This is a genomic window from Pseudomonas sp. C9 (genome assembly GCF_002000165.1).
Taxonomy (GTDB): Bacteria; Pseudomonadota; Gammaproteobacteria; order Pseudomonadales; family Pseudomonadaceae; genus Aquipseudomonas.
Map to the genome: position 1 here is coordinate 1,009,964 of NZ_MPAK01000001.1, position 15,640 is coordinate 1,025,603.

The 15,640-nt window shown below is 55.1% G+C and carries 17 protein-coding genes; 11 read left to right on the forward strand and 6 right to left on the reverse strand.

Annotated elements, in window-relative coordinates; all coding sequences use genetic code 11:
• Positions 1-15: 15 nt before the first annotated feature.
• Positions 16-1,587, reverse strand: coding sequence for a GGDEF domain-containing protein (locus BMS17_RS04835; RefSeq protein WP_046026931.1), 1,572 nt, complete (start codon positions 1,585-1,587; stop codon positions 16-18).
• Positions 1,588-1,821: 234 nt separating this feature from the next.
• Here BMS17_RS04835 and BMS17_RS04840 point away from each other — a divergent pair, with 234 nt between their 5' ends.
• Entirely contained in the window at positions 1,822-2,289 is a 468-nt protein-coding gene (locus tag BMS17_RS04840) for a hypothetical protein (RefSeq protein WP_046026932.1), read from the forward strand.
• Between the two features lie 53 nt (positions 2,290-2,342).
• Here BMS17_RS04840 and BMS17_RS04845 read toward each other — a convergent pair whose 3' ends face one another.
• On the reverse strand, positions 2,343-4,091 hold the full coding sequence (locus BMS17_RS04845) for a murein L,D-transpeptidase (protein ID WP_077430554.1): 1,749 nt from the start codon (positions 4,089-4,091) through the stop codon (positions 2,343-2,345).
• Positions 4,092-4,172: 81 nt separating this feature from the next.
• Here BMS17_RS04845 and BMS17_RS04850 point away from each other — a divergent pair, with 81 nt between their 5' ends.
• The 8 genes from BMS17_RS04850 (at position 4,173) to BMS17_RS04885 (ending at position 11,525) form a co-directional block, all read left to right on the forward strand.
• A complete protein-coding gene (locus BMS17_RS04850) occupies positions 4,173-4,874 on the forward strand; it encodes a murein L,D-transpeptidase catalytic domain family protein (protein ID WP_046026934.1) in 702 nt (233 codons plus the stop codon).
• Between the two features lie 293 nt (positions 4,875-5,167).
• Positions 5,168-5,995: a hypothetical protein gene (locus tag BMS17_RS04855; RefSeq protein WP_046026935.1), complete on the forward strand. Its 828-nt coding sequence runs from the start codon at positions 5,168-5,170 to the stop codon at positions 5,993-5,995.
• 11 nt (positions 5,996-6,006) lie between these two features.
• Positions 6,007-6,414, forward strand: coding sequence for a hypothetical protein (locus BMS17_RS04860; protein ID WP_046026936.1), 408 nt, complete (start codon positions 6,007-6,009; stop codon positions 6,412-6,414).
• Between the two features lie 308 nt (positions 6,415-6,722).
• The gene (locus BMS17_RS04865; RefSeq protein WP_046026937.1) at positions 6,723-8,429 is read left to right on the forward strand and encodes a copper resistance system multicopper oxidase; all 1,707 of its coding nucleotides are present in this window, start codon (positions 6,723-6,725) and stop codon (positions 8,427-8,429) included.
• A 7-nt stretch (positions 8,430-8,436) separates the two neighbouring features.
• Positions 8,437-9,324, forward strand: a complete 888-nt coding sequence (locus tag BMS17_RS04870; protein ID WP_046026938.1) for a copper resistance protein B — start codon at positions 8,437-8,439, stop codon at positions 9,322-9,324.
• Positions 9,325-9,377: 53 nt separating this feature from the next.
• Complete coding sequence (copC, locus tag BMS17_RS04875; protein ID WP_046026939.1) at positions 9,378-9,749, forward strand: copper homeostasis periplasmic binding protein CopC; 372 nt, start codon at positions 9,378-9,380, stop codon at positions 9,747-9,749.
• Positions 9,750-9,752: 3 nt separating this feature from the next.
• Positions 9,753-10,688, forward strand: coding sequence for a copper homeostasis membrane protein CopD (gene copD / locus BMS17_RS04880; RefSeq protein WP_077430555.1), 936 nt, complete (start codon positions 9,753-9,755; stop codon positions 10,686-10,688).
• 51 nt (positions 10,689-10,739) lie between these two features.
• Positions 10,740-11,525: a transporter substrate-binding domain-containing protein gene (locus BMS17_RS04885; RefSeq protein ID WP_046026941.1), complete on the forward strand. Its 786-nt coding sequence runs from the start codon at positions 10,740-10,742 to the stop codon at positions 11,523-11,525.
• A 114-nt stretch (positions 11,526-11,639) separates the two neighbouring features.
• Here the strand turns inward: BMS17_RS04885 and BMS17_RS04890 are convergent, their stop codons facing one another.
• Complete coding sequence (locus BMS17_RS04890; RefSeq protein WP_046026942.1) at positions 11,640-11,858, reverse strand: hypothetical protein; 219 nt, start codon at positions 11,856-11,858, stop codon at positions 11,640-11,642.
• A gap of 304 nt (positions 11,859-12,162) precedes the next feature.
• On the opposite strand from BMS17_RS04890, the gene BMS17_RS04895 reads away from it, so the two are divergent.
• Entirely contained in the window at positions 12,163-12,768 is a 606-nt protein-coding gene (locus BMS17_RS04895; protein ID WP_046026943.1) for a hypothetical protein, read from the forward strand.
• A gap of 75 nt (positions 12,769-12,843) precedes the next feature.
• Here the strand turns inward: BMS17_RS04895 and BMS17_RS04900 are convergent, their stop codons facing one another.
• Both BMS17_RS04900 and BMS17_RS04905 read right to left on the reverse strand, forming a co-directional pair.
• Positions 12,844-13,110 carry a hypothetical protein gene (locus tag BMS17_RS04900; RefSeq protein ID WP_077430556.1) on the reverse strand — a complete coding sequence of 89 codons (267 nt, stop codon included), beginning with the start codon at positions 13,108-13,110 and terminating at the stop codon, positions 12,844-12,846.
• Between the two features lie 35 nt (positions 13,111-13,145).
• Positions 13,146-13,514, reverse strand: a complete 369-nt coding sequence (locus BMS17_RS04905) for a DUF6124 family protein (protein ID WP_077430557.1) — start codon at positions 13,512-13,514, stop codon at positions 13,146-13,148.
• Positions 13,515-14,158: 644 nt separating this feature from the next.
• Here BMS17_RS04905 and BMS17_RS29625 point away from each other — a divergent pair.
• Positions 14,159-14,800 (forward strand): hypothetical protein, encoded by a 642-nt coding sequence (locus tag BMS17_RS29625; RefSeq protein ID WP_139348069.1) that lies wholly within the window; start codon positions 14,159-14,161, stop codon positions 14,798-14,800.
• A gap of 74 nt (positions 14,801-14,874) precedes the next feature.
• On the opposite strand, the gene BMS17_RS04910 is transcribed toward BMS17_RS29625, so the two are convergent.
• Positions 14,875-15,534: a hypothetical protein gene (locus BMS17_RS04910; RefSeq protein ID WP_077430558.1), complete on the reverse strand. Its 660-nt coding sequence runs from the start codon at positions 15,532-15,534 to the stop codon at positions 14,875-14,877.
• Between the last annotated feature and the right edge of the window lie 106 nt (positions 15,535-15,640).

Below are 15,640 nucleotides of genomic sequence, written 5' to 3' on the forward strand. Positions count from 1 at the left end.
ACAGCACTGAACGGCTCAACGATCCGAGCGCATCAGCGCCTCCACGCCCCCTTCCATGGACAACACCGCAGAACGATTGCGCCCCGAATGCTTGGCTTGATACAGCGCTGCATCGGCACGCTCGATGAACACTTCGATGCTGTCGCGCCCTGACGGTATGAACGCGTAACAGCCAAGACTGACCGTCACATAGCCGGTGGGTGAGCCGCTGTGAGTGATGTTCTTGTCCATGACGCTGCGGCGGATTTGTTCGGCAATCGCGAGCGCGCCGTGGATATCGGTATTGGGTAACAACACCGCGAACTCTTCACCGCCATAGCGCACCGCCAGATCAGCTTTGCGATGACAGCAACTCTTCAGCGCTCGCGCCACTTCGGCCAGGCAATGATCGCCGGCGACATGGCCGTAAGCGTCGTTGTAACGTTTGAAGAAATCGATGTCGAGCATGACCAGGCTCAATGAACTCAACTGCCTGGCACCGCGCGCGAACTCGATGTCCAGCGCTCGCTCGAACAATCGACGGTTGGCCAGCCCGGTCAGGCTGTCATGGGTGGCGATCAGCTCCAGGGCTTCTTGCGCTTTGCGCAAATCGGCCTCGATCCGCTCGCTATCGCGCACTTGATGGATGAACACCCAGCCGAACAGCCCCACCCCAAGGATCACCAACGCCACAATGACGCTGGATTGAAACGCCGTGTCGTACCAGCCCTGCAAAACCGCGTCCCGCGAAGAAGCCGCAGAAACCACCAGTGGATAACCCTCCAGCTGACGATAACCATGCAATCGAACGATGCCATCCACCATCGAACTGATCATCGCGTTGCCGGCGGGCGCGTTGGGCAGCAGGTTCCGGAAAATGTCCCCCTGGGCCAATGACGTATTGATCTGCGACTCCACAAACGGCCGTCGCGCCAGCAGCGTTCCATCGGTCAGCGCCAAAAACATCGACCCCTGGTCATCGAGGCTGAAGCTTTTGAAGAACTGATCGAAGTACGCCATCTTGATCCCGGCCAGCAATACCCCTTGGAAGTTGCCGTTTTTGTCATTGATGCGCCTGGAAACCGGAAGGATCCACTCGCCATTCTCCCGACTGCGGATGGCCGGCCCGATGTGCGCAACCGAGGACACATTCTGCTGGTGAAACTTGAAGTAGTCCCGATCGGCCACTCCAGCGCCCCGAGGCAGGTCCTCGAACGAAGTCACCACCCACTGCCCCTGCTTGTCGAACAGGAAAATCCCGTGCAACTGGTCCAGCGCCAGCACCCTGCGGGCAAAGGTTTTCTGCAAGCGCGAGTGTTGCGCAGGGCCATAGCCGTCAACCTGAATCCAGTCCACCAGACTGGTCAGCACCAGATCGGCCTTCATGAAGGTGTCTTCAGCTTGCTGCGCCATGGCTCGGGTCAGGTTCGACGACGCCACTTGCGCCACTTCCAGGTCGTGGCGCTGCGACTGCTGTAGTTGCAGGTACAGCAAACCACAAAGACACAGGCACACTGCCGCGATAAACAGCACCGCGGCTTTAAGCAGCGGTAACCGTTTCAACGTGCCACCGGGGGCGTGATGCGGGTCGTGAATGGGGATAGGCAAAAACTCGTCCTGTAAGGGCATGCGCGGGCGAAGACCCAAAAACCCTTATTTTTTGTGAGCTTAGTCTACGCCTTAGTGAGGAACAATTGTCCTGTGGAGCGTCGGCAGTCGCGCAAACCGGAGCGCTCACCAGGAAACGAATTGTCACGCTTGTATCGCGGGCATGACCCAAGGCAAGACCTGGATGACGTTGTAGCAGCTACGATTACTCTTACATCACGACAGGGAATCGAAATGAGTAAGGCAGACGAACTCGCCGCGAAGTTGAAACACACAGGGTCTACCAACGCAGATCAGATCATCGATAGTTGGCCGGGCCAGGTTTACGACCTGTATCACCAGATCGAGCATTGGCTGCTGCCGCTGACGGAGGTTGGCCTGGTTTTGCGGCGCAATCCTGTTCACATATTCGAGAGCGATCCGACTGGGGAAACGTTCGACTATTCCATCGACCAACTGGTGATCGAGGGCAACCGCTACTCGCTGACTTTCGACCCGGTCGCACGATTCACCGCGGATGGCGCGGGTCGGGTAGAGATCCATTCCAAAGACAAGGAGCTCGCACTATTGCGCACTGTGGATGAGCACGGCGAGACGCATTGGTGGCTGCAAACGATTGAGCAATCCGGTCAACAGGAGGATGCGGTAGCGCTGACAGAGCACACCTTGCTCTCGGTGGTGCAGGAAGGGCTGGAGCTCTGAACCCGAGGGATTTATAGCGGGCAGACTCGGTTCATTGAGCCTGCCCTTTGCGGTTACAGATCCGGCCTCACCGCGACCACAGACCCCGTCGCCGCGTGCAAATCCAGCGCCGGTACTGGCGAAGGCCGGTTCAGCGCCTGCAACACCGGCGCATCGTAGCCATACACATCCGGCTTGAACGCCACCCGCCCGTCACTCTCCAGATCCACCGTCCAGTACGCCAACAACACCGGCACTTTCACAGGAAGCATGATGTTCTCGGTCTTGCCATTGGCCAGTTGTTTTTGAATGCCGGCGCTGTTCCATTTAACCGGATCGTTGAACAACAGCTCCACCAATTGCAGCGGGTTCTCTACGCGGATGCAGCCCGAACTGGTTGCCCGGACCGTTTTGGCAAACAGTTCGCGATGCGGTGTGTCGTGCAGGTAAATCGCATAGTCGTTGGGGAAGCGGATCACCACCTGCCCCAACGAGCTGTCGGGCCCGGAGTCCTGACGCAGGGTGAGCCCGCGTGCGTTGCTCCAGTCGACGGAAGATGGGTCGAGCACATTACCCTCGCGATCAAGTACTCGCATCCGGTTGGCGGCCAGGTAACCGGGATTGGCCTGAATTTTTGGCAGCACGTCTTCCTTGAGGATCGTAGGCGGCACGGTCCAGGTCGGATTAAACGTGATGTAGGTGATCTGCGCCTGGAAAATCGGTGTATTGCGCGCCGCTTTACCGACCTGTACCCGGGAACGCCAGATCGGCTTGCCATCGCGGTACATCGCCACCTTGTAGCCGGCGATATCGACAATAACGAACGTGCCCTGAAGTTTATAAAGCAGCCAGCGCGCCCGTTCCAGGTTCACCCGCACCTGGTCGATACGCGCATCAACGGGCACATTCAGCGCCGCCAGCGTCGTCGCCCCCGCCACGCCATCCGCCCCCAGGTATTGCTCGGTCTGATACTTCTGCACCGCAGCAGTAACGGCGCCGTCGTACTTCGTGCCGCGGATCAATCGCGGATCGAGAAAGCCTGCCGCGACCATCCTCGCGCGCAGTTGGGCGACAGCAGGTTCGTCCATGCCGGGTTTGAGCGAATGGTCTACAACCACTTTCGGCCAGCCGCCCCTGTCCCGAATCCCGCGCAATTGCGCAAGCGCCTGGCGCAAACCAACGTATACCGCTGCTTGCGGTGGCGCCTGAGCAAAAGCGCTCGCCACGTCGTGATGGTCGAGTGCGACGAAGAAGGCATTGACGTCCTCACGGGGATCGACGCCATTGCCGTCAAAATTCCAGTGATTATCGAGCCGCGACGGATCGACTTTGCCGCGCCGCAATTGCAGCAGCGCAGTAATAAAGGTGTGGGTGGTGGCGATATCAAACGCGGCCCGCTGCTCAGGTGTGACCGTCAAGGTTTGTACTGAGGGCTGCGTACGGACAATTTCATCGATATGGAAATCCGCCGGGTTCAAGCCGTCGGCCTGCGTGTCGTTCAGGCTTTTGATCAACTGCGCGACATCGCTGTCATTCGTCCACGCCGCGCGATAGGCGCGATGGGTGTAAAAATCCATCACCAGACGACTGACATCCACCCGCCGATGGCGCTTTGAGGTGAGCAAGGGCGGGAAGGCGGTTTTCAGAGGGGCGAGCGAGGCCTGAATCGTTTGAGCGACGATGTCGTCCGCTGCGGCGTCCATAACGGTGCTCGGCGCAATTGCCGACTCAATCGGCGAAGTTTCAGCAATCGCTGCACCACTTATCAGAAAGCCCATAAAAAGTATGCGGCTTATGACGAATAACCTTGTTAATTGCACCATAGATAATCCTTAATCTCCCGCATTCAATCGCTAGCTTCCCATGCACTGCTAGACTCGAACTTAACATGATGAGACATCTATATGGCGCTACTACGTATTGGCCTTCCATTCGCGGCCCTGATACTGACTGCAATGTCCGTACCGTCAGCCTACGCCGATTCGCTTGCCGCCGCCCTCGTCAAAGCAGCGCCGAGCGCCGACGCCAAGGTCATTGACCTGGCCGTCCGCGCTTCAAAATGCAGCATCGCTCAAGGCAGAGCCCCCGTCCAAAGGCTCGCCATTATCGACTATTCCTTGCCTTCGACTGAACAACGTTTGTGGGTCTTTGACCTGAAAAAACGCAAACTGCTGTTCCATGAACTGGTAGCACACGGTCGAAACAGCGGCGAGAACATGGCCGTTAACTTCTCCAATCAAAACGAAAGCTTCGCCACCAGTCTCGGCTTGTACCGTACACAGTCAAGTTATGTCGGCCAAAATGGCTACTCGCTGCGCATGGAAGGCCTGGAGCCGGGTTTCAACGACAACGCGTTCGACCGGGCGATCGTGATTCATGGCGCCCCCTATGTCAGCCCGATGCTGGCCCGTGTGAATGGCCGGATTGGCAGAAGCCTCGGTTGCCCGGCCGTTCGCCCGGCGATTGCGCATCGGCTGATTGATTCGATGAAGGATGGACAACTGTTGTTCTCCTACTATCCGGATCAGCGCTGGTTGAAGTCGTCTTCTTATATCAATTGCGGTAGCGGCACGGTTGCTTCGGCATCCAAGCCAAATAAAGGCTGACAACAAAGGGCAGCCTTTCATCACCGCCCTCCCCCCGATATCACACAAAGTGATATCGGTCCCACAAGAATTAATTCTGTGCTTCACGCAGAAACAAACATTTGTGGCTACTCCGTGGAAGAAAACACCGAACGGTACTAGCGTATGAGGACGGATAGCACATTTAAGCCGTTTTTGTTCTACGCTTCCATCACGAACAGAAGTCACAGAAGGTGATCACAGTCAACAACCCGGTCTTTACTTAACCTAAAGTCACGGGCCGTTATGCGCGCATACAACTTGGAGGCACGCTTATGAAAACAGGCTTGTTAATACTACCTGCCCTCATATCGCTAACTTCTGGCTGCGTATCATTGGACTCGGTCAAAAACTACGCCTCCTATTCAAAATTAACTGTAGAAAGCACCAGGCCAATTGCACAAGACTACTTTGATTCCTGCATGAGGGCCAACAATTACAAACCTTATAGCCATGCCAGCAAATGCCAAAGCGAAAGAGCTACTTCAAACGCAATCTCCGAGATCGCAGAAGTATTGGCCGCTTATAGCGATTCGCTCGGCGCTCTTGCCTCTGACGAGCTCGTTAGCTATGACGACAATCTTAACGAAGTCGCATCCGAACTAAAAAAAATCAAGGGCACCTCTCCGGAAAAAGTTGACGCAATCAAAACTCTTTCAGCAAAAATTGCATCAGCGACGACTAACGCCTATCGACAGAAGCAAATTGTAAAATACATATCAGAAAGTAACGATGCAGTGGTTTCGGTTTCCGACACATTGGCATCAGTCATTGAGCAAAATAACTCCTTTGCAATTTCTCTAGAAATTGATGCTTGGAGTGACAGCTATCGTAAAGTAGAAATAGTTGAGCGTGATGCTCACCCCTTAGCGTGGGACGCCTTTGCGACAAGCAAATGGCAGGAGAGAGAGAATCTGGAGAAAAAACAATCTGCCGCCACTGCTTTGGCAGACAGCATCAGAAAAATCGGCTCAACACATGCAAAATTAAAAAAAGATGCAGAACATATTACCGGCGATGAGGTTTATGCATCGGTCAGATCCTTTATTAGCGATGTCAAACCAGCCATTAATCAGGTTAAGGCAGCCTATACTGAAAAATAGAGGTCTTCACAATGAGCATCAATATATCTTCAGAAAATATTCTCGCTTTGAGCCGGGCATATCATGATCTATCTACGGGCTTGGGAAACTACAGATTTGACAACTGGAAGACTCTGTCCGACGATGAGCGTAAAGATCTGGAGGACAAACAGTGGACTTTATTTAACCTCTCCAGCGACCTGAACGCCCAATCCGCGTTATTAGCGTTGAGCGCTACGCGCGAAGATATAGAAACTCTACAAAAATGCACCAAAGGCATGAAAAAAGCCGCCCAGACCATAGAAGACATTAAAGACGCCATTACTATCGCGAGTAAAGCTATCGCTTTAGGCGGAGCATTTTATCTAGCAATGTCTACAGGCCAGTTGAGCGTCGCCGTGATAGCGGCAAATGAATTGATCGCGCAGATGTCGAATTAACACCTATTCATCACCTCGACCGGAGTGAGCTGACATCATGATGTATCGCCCTAGAACGCCGTGAACTACTCCGTGTCACTTAAAGCCGGTGGGGGAGATGCGTGGTTCATCTCAAAAACGCTCAGCAGTCGTGAGACTTTGCTCCAGAACCACGGGCATACGCCTCATTGCCCCACTCGATAATCGATGGCCTTCGCCAGCAATATCCCGCGAACCTGTCAAATCTGTAATCCCCGCCTCAGTTTTCTGAAAGGCTGCGCTCGTTAGTCTCGGCGTCAACTACACGTTGACGGACCGGGAACAACGGCATGCATTCCACTACTTCAAGACGCACCTTCGTGAAGGGCCTGGCCGCCGGCGGGTTGCTCGGCGGCCTCGGTTTATGGCGCACGCCTGTCTGGGCGGTCACCAGCCCCGGCGAAACGCAGGTCCTGGCGGGTACCGATTTCGACCTGTTGATCGGCGAAACTTCAGTCAACATCACCGGCAACCCGCGCACCGCCATGACCATCAACGGCGGCATTCCCGGCCCGTTGCTGCGCTGGCGTGAAGGCGACACCGTCACCTTGCGGGTGCGCAACGCACTCAAGGACGACACCTCCATTCACTGGCACGGCATTTTGCTGCCGGCCAACATGGACGGCGTGCCGGGGTTGAGCTTCCACGGCATCGAACCCGGCGGAATGTACGTCTACCAATTCAAGGTTCGGCAAAACGGTACTTACTGGTACCACAGCCATTCTGGCCTTCAAGAACAGTCCGGCGTCTACGGCCCGTTGGTGATCGACGCCAAAGAGCCGGAACCCTTCCAGTACGACCGCGATTACGTGGTGATGCTGACCGACTGGACCGACGAAGACGCGGCCGGTCTGATGAAGAAACTGAAAAAACAGTCCGACTACTACAACTACAACAAACCCACCGCGGGGGATTTCATCCACGACGTCGGCGAGAAAGGTTGGGGCGCGACGGTCGCGGATCGAAAGATGTGGGCCGAGATGAAGATGAACCCCACCGACCTGGCCGACGTCAGCGGCGCCACTTATACCTATTTGATGAACGGCCAGGCGCCGGACATGAACTGGACCGGTGTGTTCCGGCCAGGTGAAAAACTGCGCCTGCGCTTCATCAACGGTTCCGCCATGACCTACTTCGACGTGCGCATTCCCGGCCTGAAAATGACCGTGGTGGCAGCGGATGGATTGCACGTCAAACCGGTGAGCGTCGACGAGTTTCGTATCGCGGTGGCGGAGACGTTCGATGTGATCATCGAGCCGACACAAGAGGCCTACACCCTCTTCGCCCAGTCAATGGATCGCAGCGGTTATGCGCGCGGCACGCTGACCGCGAAGGCCGGGTTATCCGCGCCAATCCCTGCGCTGGACCCTCGCCCGCTGGTGACCATGGATGACATGGGCATGGGCGGGATGGACCACGGCAGCATGGGGGATATGGCGGGCATGGATCACAGCAGCATGGCGATGCCGGGCATGCAATCTCATCCAGACACGGAAAAAGACAACCCGCTGGTGGACATGCAAGCCATGACCACGTCGCCAAAACTCGACGACCCGGGATTGGGCCTGCGCAACAACGGGCGACGAGTCCTCACCTATTCCGACCTGCGCAGCACTTTCGAAGACCCGGATGGCCGCGAGCCCGGTCGCACCCTTGAGCTGCACCTCACCGGCCACATGGAGAAGTTCGCCTGGTCGTTCAACGGCGTGAAATTTTCCGATGCCGAACCGCTGCGCCTCAAGTACGGCGAGCGGGTTCGGGTGGTGCTGGTCAACGACACGATGATGACCCACCCCATCCACCTGCACGGCATGTGGAGTGATCTGGAAGACGAGAACGGCCAGTTCATGGTGCGCAAACACACGATCGACATGCCACCGGGTTCCAGGCGCAGCTACCGGGTGACCGCCGATGCGCTTGGTCGTTGGGCCTATCACTGTCATCTCCTGTACCACATGGAAATGGGCATGTTCCGTGAAGTTCGCGTGGAAGAATGAGGCGCTCATGACCAGACTTATCCCGATTTCTTTCGCACTCATGACTGTGGGCCTGCCGCTCTCATCGGCCATGGCCGCCACCCCCGACATGCAGGGCATGGACCACAGCCAAATGACCGGCATGGACCCCAGCCAGATGCAAAGCATGGACGACTTCCAGATGCAGCCCGCCGCGCCGACCGAAAGTCGCACGCCGATCCCGGTGCTGACCGACGCCGACCGCGCCGCCGTGTTCGTCAGCCCCGGCGGCCACAATGTGCATGACAGCGCGCTCAACTATTACTTCCTCGCCGACAAACTCGAATGGCAGGACGCCGACGACGCCAGCACGCTCGCGTGGGATCTCTCCGGCTGGGTCGGCGGCGACATCGATCGCCTGTGGTTGCGCTCCGAAGGCGAGCGCAGCAACGGCAAGACCGAAGACGCCGAAATTCAGGCCCTATGGGGCCACGCTATTTCCCCCTGGTGGGACGTGGTGAGCGGCGTTCGCCAGGACTACAAACCCGGTGCCCCGCAAACCTGGGCGGCATTCGGTGTACAAGGCATGGCGTTGTACAACTTCGAAGCCGAGGCCACTGCGTTCATTGGCGAAGCAGGTCAAACCGGCGCGAGGCTGGAAGGCGACTACGACATCCTGCTGACCAACCGGCTCATCTTGCAGCCGACAGCCGAACTGAATGCCTATGGCAAAAACGACCCACAACGCGGCATCGGTTCAGGCCTGTCCAACACCGAAGCCGGCCTGCGCCTGCGTTACGAAATCCGCCGAGAGTTCGCGCCATACATCGGTGTGACCTGGAACCGCACGTACGGCAAAACCGCCGATTACGCCGCTGATGAAGACGAAGATCGCAGTGAAACGCGCCTCGTCCTCGGCGTTCGACTGTGGTTCTGAATGCATCAAATAAAAATCAAAATCAAAAAAACAACCGCTTAAAGAGGCCTTGCATGCGCACCATCAAAATCACCGCTATCACCCTCGGACTGCTGATGAGCACACTCGCTCAAGCGCACCCGAAATTGCTCTCCTCCACCCCCGCTGAAGGTGCCGACGGTACGTCGCCGAACACCATCGAACTGCATTTCTCCGAAAACCTCATGACCCAATTCTCCGGCGCAAAACTGGTCATGACCGAAATGCCCGGCATGGCCCACTCACCGATGCCGATGAAAGCCAAAGTCGCCGCTGGCAGCGACCCGAAAACCATGCTCATCACCCCGCTCTCGCCACTGCCCACGGGCAGCTACAAAGTCGAATGGCGCGCGGTGTCTTCGGACACGCATCCGATAACCGGCAACGTTTCGTTCAAAGTGAAGTGATTGATGAGCGAGTCGTTCAGCGTTGCCCTGCGGTTTGTGTTGTATCTGGACTTGATGTTGTTGTTTGGCATAGCGGCATTCGGGTTGTACAGCCTGAACGGACGGGAACGTTTGTCCGGGGTGGTGTTGCCGTTTCGGTCGATGCTTGCGGGGACGGCGATGCTGGGTGTGTTGCTGTCTGTCGCGAGCATGGTGGTGATGGCGAGCGCCATGAGCGGTGAAACGGACTTTACCCAATTGCGCCCGCACATCGAGATGATGGTGCTGGAGACGGACGTCGGGTTGGCCTGGGTGGCGCGAATCGTTGCGCTGGCTGCCTGCGGTCTAGCCATGGCGCTCAACACTCGCGCACCCGACTTGAGCTTGCTGATCGCCTCTATTGCCGGCGGCATCGCCCTCGCTTCCCTGGCCTGGAGCGGACACGGAGCGATGGACGAAGGCAGCCGGCGCATTTGGCATTTCACCAGCGACATCCTTCATTTGTTGGCGGCAGGTGCCTGGCTTGGCGCGCTCGTGGTGTTTGCGATGATGGCGAAGATTAATGCGCTGCAATCGCAAGAGCCCGTCAGGCTGCTGGCTCGTGCGGTTGCACGATTTGAAACGGTGGGTGCGGTGATCGTCGTCGTCATTTCGGTGACGGGAGTCGTGAATTACCTGTTCATCGTCGGCCCCAAACTGGATGACGTTTTACTCAGTACTTACGGGATTTTGCTGTTTATCAAAGTGGCACTGTTTGCCGGGATGCTGGTGCTTGCTGCCTTGAACCGGTTTCACTTGGGGCCTTTTTTGGAGCAGTCGTTGCGGGACGGGCAGTATCGAGTCGCGGCAAAGGCGTTGCGGCGCAGCGTGATCCTGGAATTGGCAGCCGCCGTGTTGATTTTGGGATTGGTAGCGTGGCTGGGGACGTTGAGCCCTGAAGTAGAGACGAGCAATCTTTAGCAAATCAAGTTCTACTCTGAGTCCCAAATCCATCATGGAAGCCGGACAACAATGAAACACATAAGCAGCACAATCATGCTCGGGGGCTTACTCGCTCTATCGTTTGGCGTTCAGGCAGAACCTTCGCACCTGGACAGCGTCATTCAACAAGGCCAACTACGGGTTTGTACGACAGGCGACTACAAACCCTACACCTACAAAGCCGAGACCGGCGAATACTCAGGCATCGACATTGCCATGGCTCGTTCACTGGCGGACAGCCTGGGCGTCAAGGTTGAATGGGTGCAGACCACTTGGAAAACCCTGATGCCCGACTTGCTGGCGGGCAAATGCGACATCGGCATGGGCGGGATCTCGGTCACCCTGGAGCGTCAGAAAAAAGCCTTCTTCAGCACCACACTGGACGTCGACGGCAAGATCCCGCTGGTGCGCTGCGAAGATCAGTCGCTGTACCAGACCGTAGAGCAAATCAACCAGCCTTCAGTTCGTCTGGTTGAACCGGCCGGTGGCACTAACGAAGCCTTTGTTCACGCCTTCTTGCCCAAGGCGCAATTGAGCCTTCACGACAACGTGAGCATCTTCCAGGAGCTACTGGACAAGAAGGCGGACGTGATGATTACCGATGCGTCGGAAGCGCTTTACCAGCAGAAACTCAAACCCGGTTTGTGCGCGGTTAACCCGAGCCGGTTTATGCAGTATGGGGAAAAGGCCTACCTGCTGCCGCGCGACGACATCACCTGGAAGTTGTATGTTGATCAGTGGCTGCACCTGGCCAAGGTGACGGGCAACTATCAGAAAGTCCTAAGCCAGTGGATAGCCACACCGGAAACTAAATAACCCACAACCTGCCACGCCCCCCCCTGTAGCAGCTGGCGAAGCCTGCGTCCGACTGCGCAGCAGTCGCCAGCCCTCAAGTAAAACGCAAAACGGCGGAAACACTTCCGCCGTTAATCAATCATCGTGCAACAACCCCGAACTGTACTCGCCAAAGCTGTTGCCGAGCGCACTGCCATGGAAATTCAACTTACCGGGATTGTTGGTGGGGCCCGGGCCAAAGCCGGCAGAGGGCACGGATTCTTCCGAATAATTGCTCTGGGTGCTCACACCCGAACAGGCGCTCAACAGCAACGCACCACCGATCAGCACGACTTTGAACAGTTTCGAGATCATTTTCAGTTCCCTCTATGGGATGGGATGCAAGCGCGGTGATACGACCTTAAGTGGTCATCCTAGACTGCCATTTCGCCGGGCATCATGAAACTTTGCGCGCCGACAGCATTGGTTCAGCTTCGGCGGCCCGGGAGGTGAAAAAGGGTCGTTCAACGGTAGCAGAACGTTACAAAGCAGCCTCGCCAACGGGTGACCTCGTCCAGCCAGATGACATCACACGTTGCCGTCGGTGCTTTGGCCCATGCGGGCCACGTGCGACTTATTTGGGCTGACGTCACCCTTACTCTTTTCCGAGACACGATGAATGAAGCAATGGCGAACATGGATACCTGTATTGATGCTGCTGATCTTGACGGGCTGCACAACGTCGCCACCCAAGGACCAAAACAACCTCTGCAATATTTATCGTGAATACCCTGACTGGTACGAAGACTCGCTGGAGATGCAGGAAAAGTGGGGCACGCCTCAACATGTGGCGATGGCAATCATGAAGCAGGAAAGCAGTTTTGTTGCCGATGCGCTCCCCCCTCGCGACTACCTGCTGTGGGTCATCCCTTGGGGTCGAGTCAGCTCCGCCTACGGCTATGCGCAAGCGCAAGACCCCGTGTGGGGCGAGTACAAAGACGGCACCGGCAATGGCGGTTCGCGCGACAACTTTGATGACGCAATCATGTTCATCGGCTGGTACACCACCGGCACTCAGCGCCAACTCGGGATCTCCAAATGGGATACCTATAATCAGTATCTGGCGTACCACGAAGGACGCGGGGGATATCGCAACGGCACCTATCTCAGCAAGCCCTGGCTAATGCAGGTAGCGCGCAAAGTAGAACAACAATCACAGAACTACAGCTCGCAACTCAAGCAATGTCGCCAGGAACTGGAAAGTGATCGCAGCTGGTTTTTTTGAGCTGCGCACTCGTCTAGTGTCCAGTCCTGAAATAGGTGTAACCCTATTTCAGGACTGGACATAGAACCGCGAAACCTAAACCTGCGCCTGTAATCGCCGCCCCACTACATCCATAAAATCACAGCCATCACGCAACGGAATCGCCAGCACCCGTGCGAAGTCTTGCAGCAACAATGCGTCGCGACCGATGCCCTCGCCGAGAGACAGCGTTTCCAGCAGTTGTGTCACGGCACGGATGCGGTACGCGGCGGTGTCGTGCAACACGTCGACGGGCGCTTCGGTATCAATCAGCAGCGACGGGACGGTGCAGTCGATGCCGGTGATGGGCATGTATCTAGCCATGGTTGAACCTCCATTGAATAAACGAGCGTGACCGCTTAGGCCTGGCTGGCGGATGGAACTTCGGACACGCCTTCGGGCGGGTCGAGATTGTCCAGGGCTCGATTTATCAATAGCTCGCCGATTACTGCTAGTTGCTGGATTGAGAGGGCGAGGCTGCGGTTTGAACCTTCGAGCTTGCAGGCCAGATCAGTGGTCAAGACGTTTAGCGACGCGAGCGTTTCGCAGGCGTGGCTCAGGAGAGATTCGGTGTCGATGTTGGGGAGGATGGTGAAGACGTGGCTGACAGGGTCGGCGTGGGTTGGGTTGCGGAGGCGTTTGCTGGTGGCTCGCTCCGTGGCTTCGAAAAGCTTTAGGGAATCCGAATCCATTGAGGTTTCGGGGGGATTTGGAGTGATCTTCTTCATAAGCTTTGTTCCTAGAATTAAATTAAGGAACTGCCAGCATCACTTCCACATGATGGGTGGCAGCTGTACGCAGGTGTGGAAGACCGGGGGGATCTAGGAACCCGGCGCACCCGAAAGTGCCCCGCGCACAGCCGCCATAATTTAACAGCAGACACGAAAAAAGCGCCCGCTGAAATTTTGGTGGCGCTTGTGCGCCTAGATCTTGTAAAGGGCTTCCACACCCTTGTCGCTGATTTTGCAGCGACGGGGAGAAGGTTATCTGGGCGCTCTGGGAAGCGCAAGATGGGTTATGGCGACGCGGGTTGAGGGAAATGTCCGACGTTTTTGCGGTGTCATCAACAGAAAGCTATGGCCACTTTCCGATGATGGATTGGATGTACTGAGATCTATCACCTCGGAATCAAAGGTCTTTAGCGATAAAAAATTACTTCTGTACCAATTTCGCACCATCAAATGATAAAAATTCTTATCATTTCGATTACTACAGACTAAATTTCCAATCCCGCACAAAAAACCAAACTAGCGTAACCACGCCACAAACGCAGATAATAGTCATTAGCAATAATGCACCGATGGGTTTTTGTACAAATTTTTGTGAAACTAGCACATACCTCCTCCTAATCTATAAATAATAATGTGAACCGATGACCGAATTCATTAGCAGTATCAGACCTATTATAGAAATTATTTACTTCCTAGCAAGCACGTCCCTATTAGTAGGGGTTGGCTTGGCTTATCGACAACTCGCACTAATAAAAGCCGACATTAAAATAAAAAACCAGCGATCATCCGCTGAGAAAGCAATTGAGGCTTGCGAACGTTATTTCTGCGAGTATGTCCAAATCTCCAAACAGTCCTTTATTGATAGACAAGCAAAAAACCTTAATCTTTATAAAGGTGCGATCGGCGATTTCACAACAGCCTCAGTACCAGCAGATCAGATTGAAAGAAGCAACAAACGCTACACACTAACTTCCTGGCTTCCCGCATTAAATAGACTGGAAGCTATTGCCGCATATTTCACTACTGGAGTAGCCGACGAGTGTGTTGGATTTAGTGTAATAGGAAGAACATATTGCTCAGCCGTAGAACTCAACTACGACATGATCGCACTCTCAAGAAGATCAGGAGCTATCGATTACTGGGAAAATATTGTTAAGCTTTATCTACTTTGGCGCCCTAGATTGAGCAAAGCTGAGCTTGAGTTAGCAAAAAACGAAATGGAGAAAAAGATCTCTTCTCTCCAACAAAGTAAAGTTCCACCTATCGGCACAGTACTTCCATAACTTCTCTGGAAGTGCTTTAGAAAAGTGGATGGGGACAGACTTATTTAATTCGTCTGTCCCTCTCACCACCAATATCAGAAAGCCTCAACCGGCTTCTTAGCTGCCTGAATAACCTTATTAGCCTCCAACTGCGGAAACGAAAACCGAATCAACAACCCTGCATCAGCCCCCTCCCCCGCAAGCACCAACTCAGCAGACCTCGTATTTTCAGGTGATGCGCTCAACGCGCCAACTGCATTTGACTGCCCTCTGGCATTCACACCTTCCAGAAACGTATAGGTCAGACTCCCAGAGGTCAGACCGACCTGTTCGAAGTTGGACAACTTCGCTGTCAATTCGTCTTTGTTACTCACTTTCTTCGCGACTTCGACCACGTCCAGCACCGACTTATCATCGCTCATGGAAACCAACGTGAATGTCTTGGAAAGCCCTGCGATGGCTTTGCCATACAAATCCTGATCGAACGGGCTGATTAACGACACCATGATCAACTTGTCACTCGAGAATACCAACGCTATGGTGAATTTCTCCTCCAGAAAATCGACGTCGTCGATGCACCTTGCCGTCCCGCCGACATCTTCGGAGCAGTCGTAGTAACCAGTGGCTTCGGTGTAGTTCGCGAGGGGGGATTGATAGACGTAATTCTTGAAGAGCTTGTCTTCGGCAGCTGCGCCTTGCGCAAATACAAAAATGCTGGCGGCGACTAAAGCAAATGACGCAAATTTCTTCAGCATGGGATCCCTTCCTCGAACAGCTTTGTAGTTAGTAGCCAGATGCTATCAGCCTACCTGATAACTGTCTCGCTCAATCCCACCAACAGGCTTGCCCTTGGCACAAGAG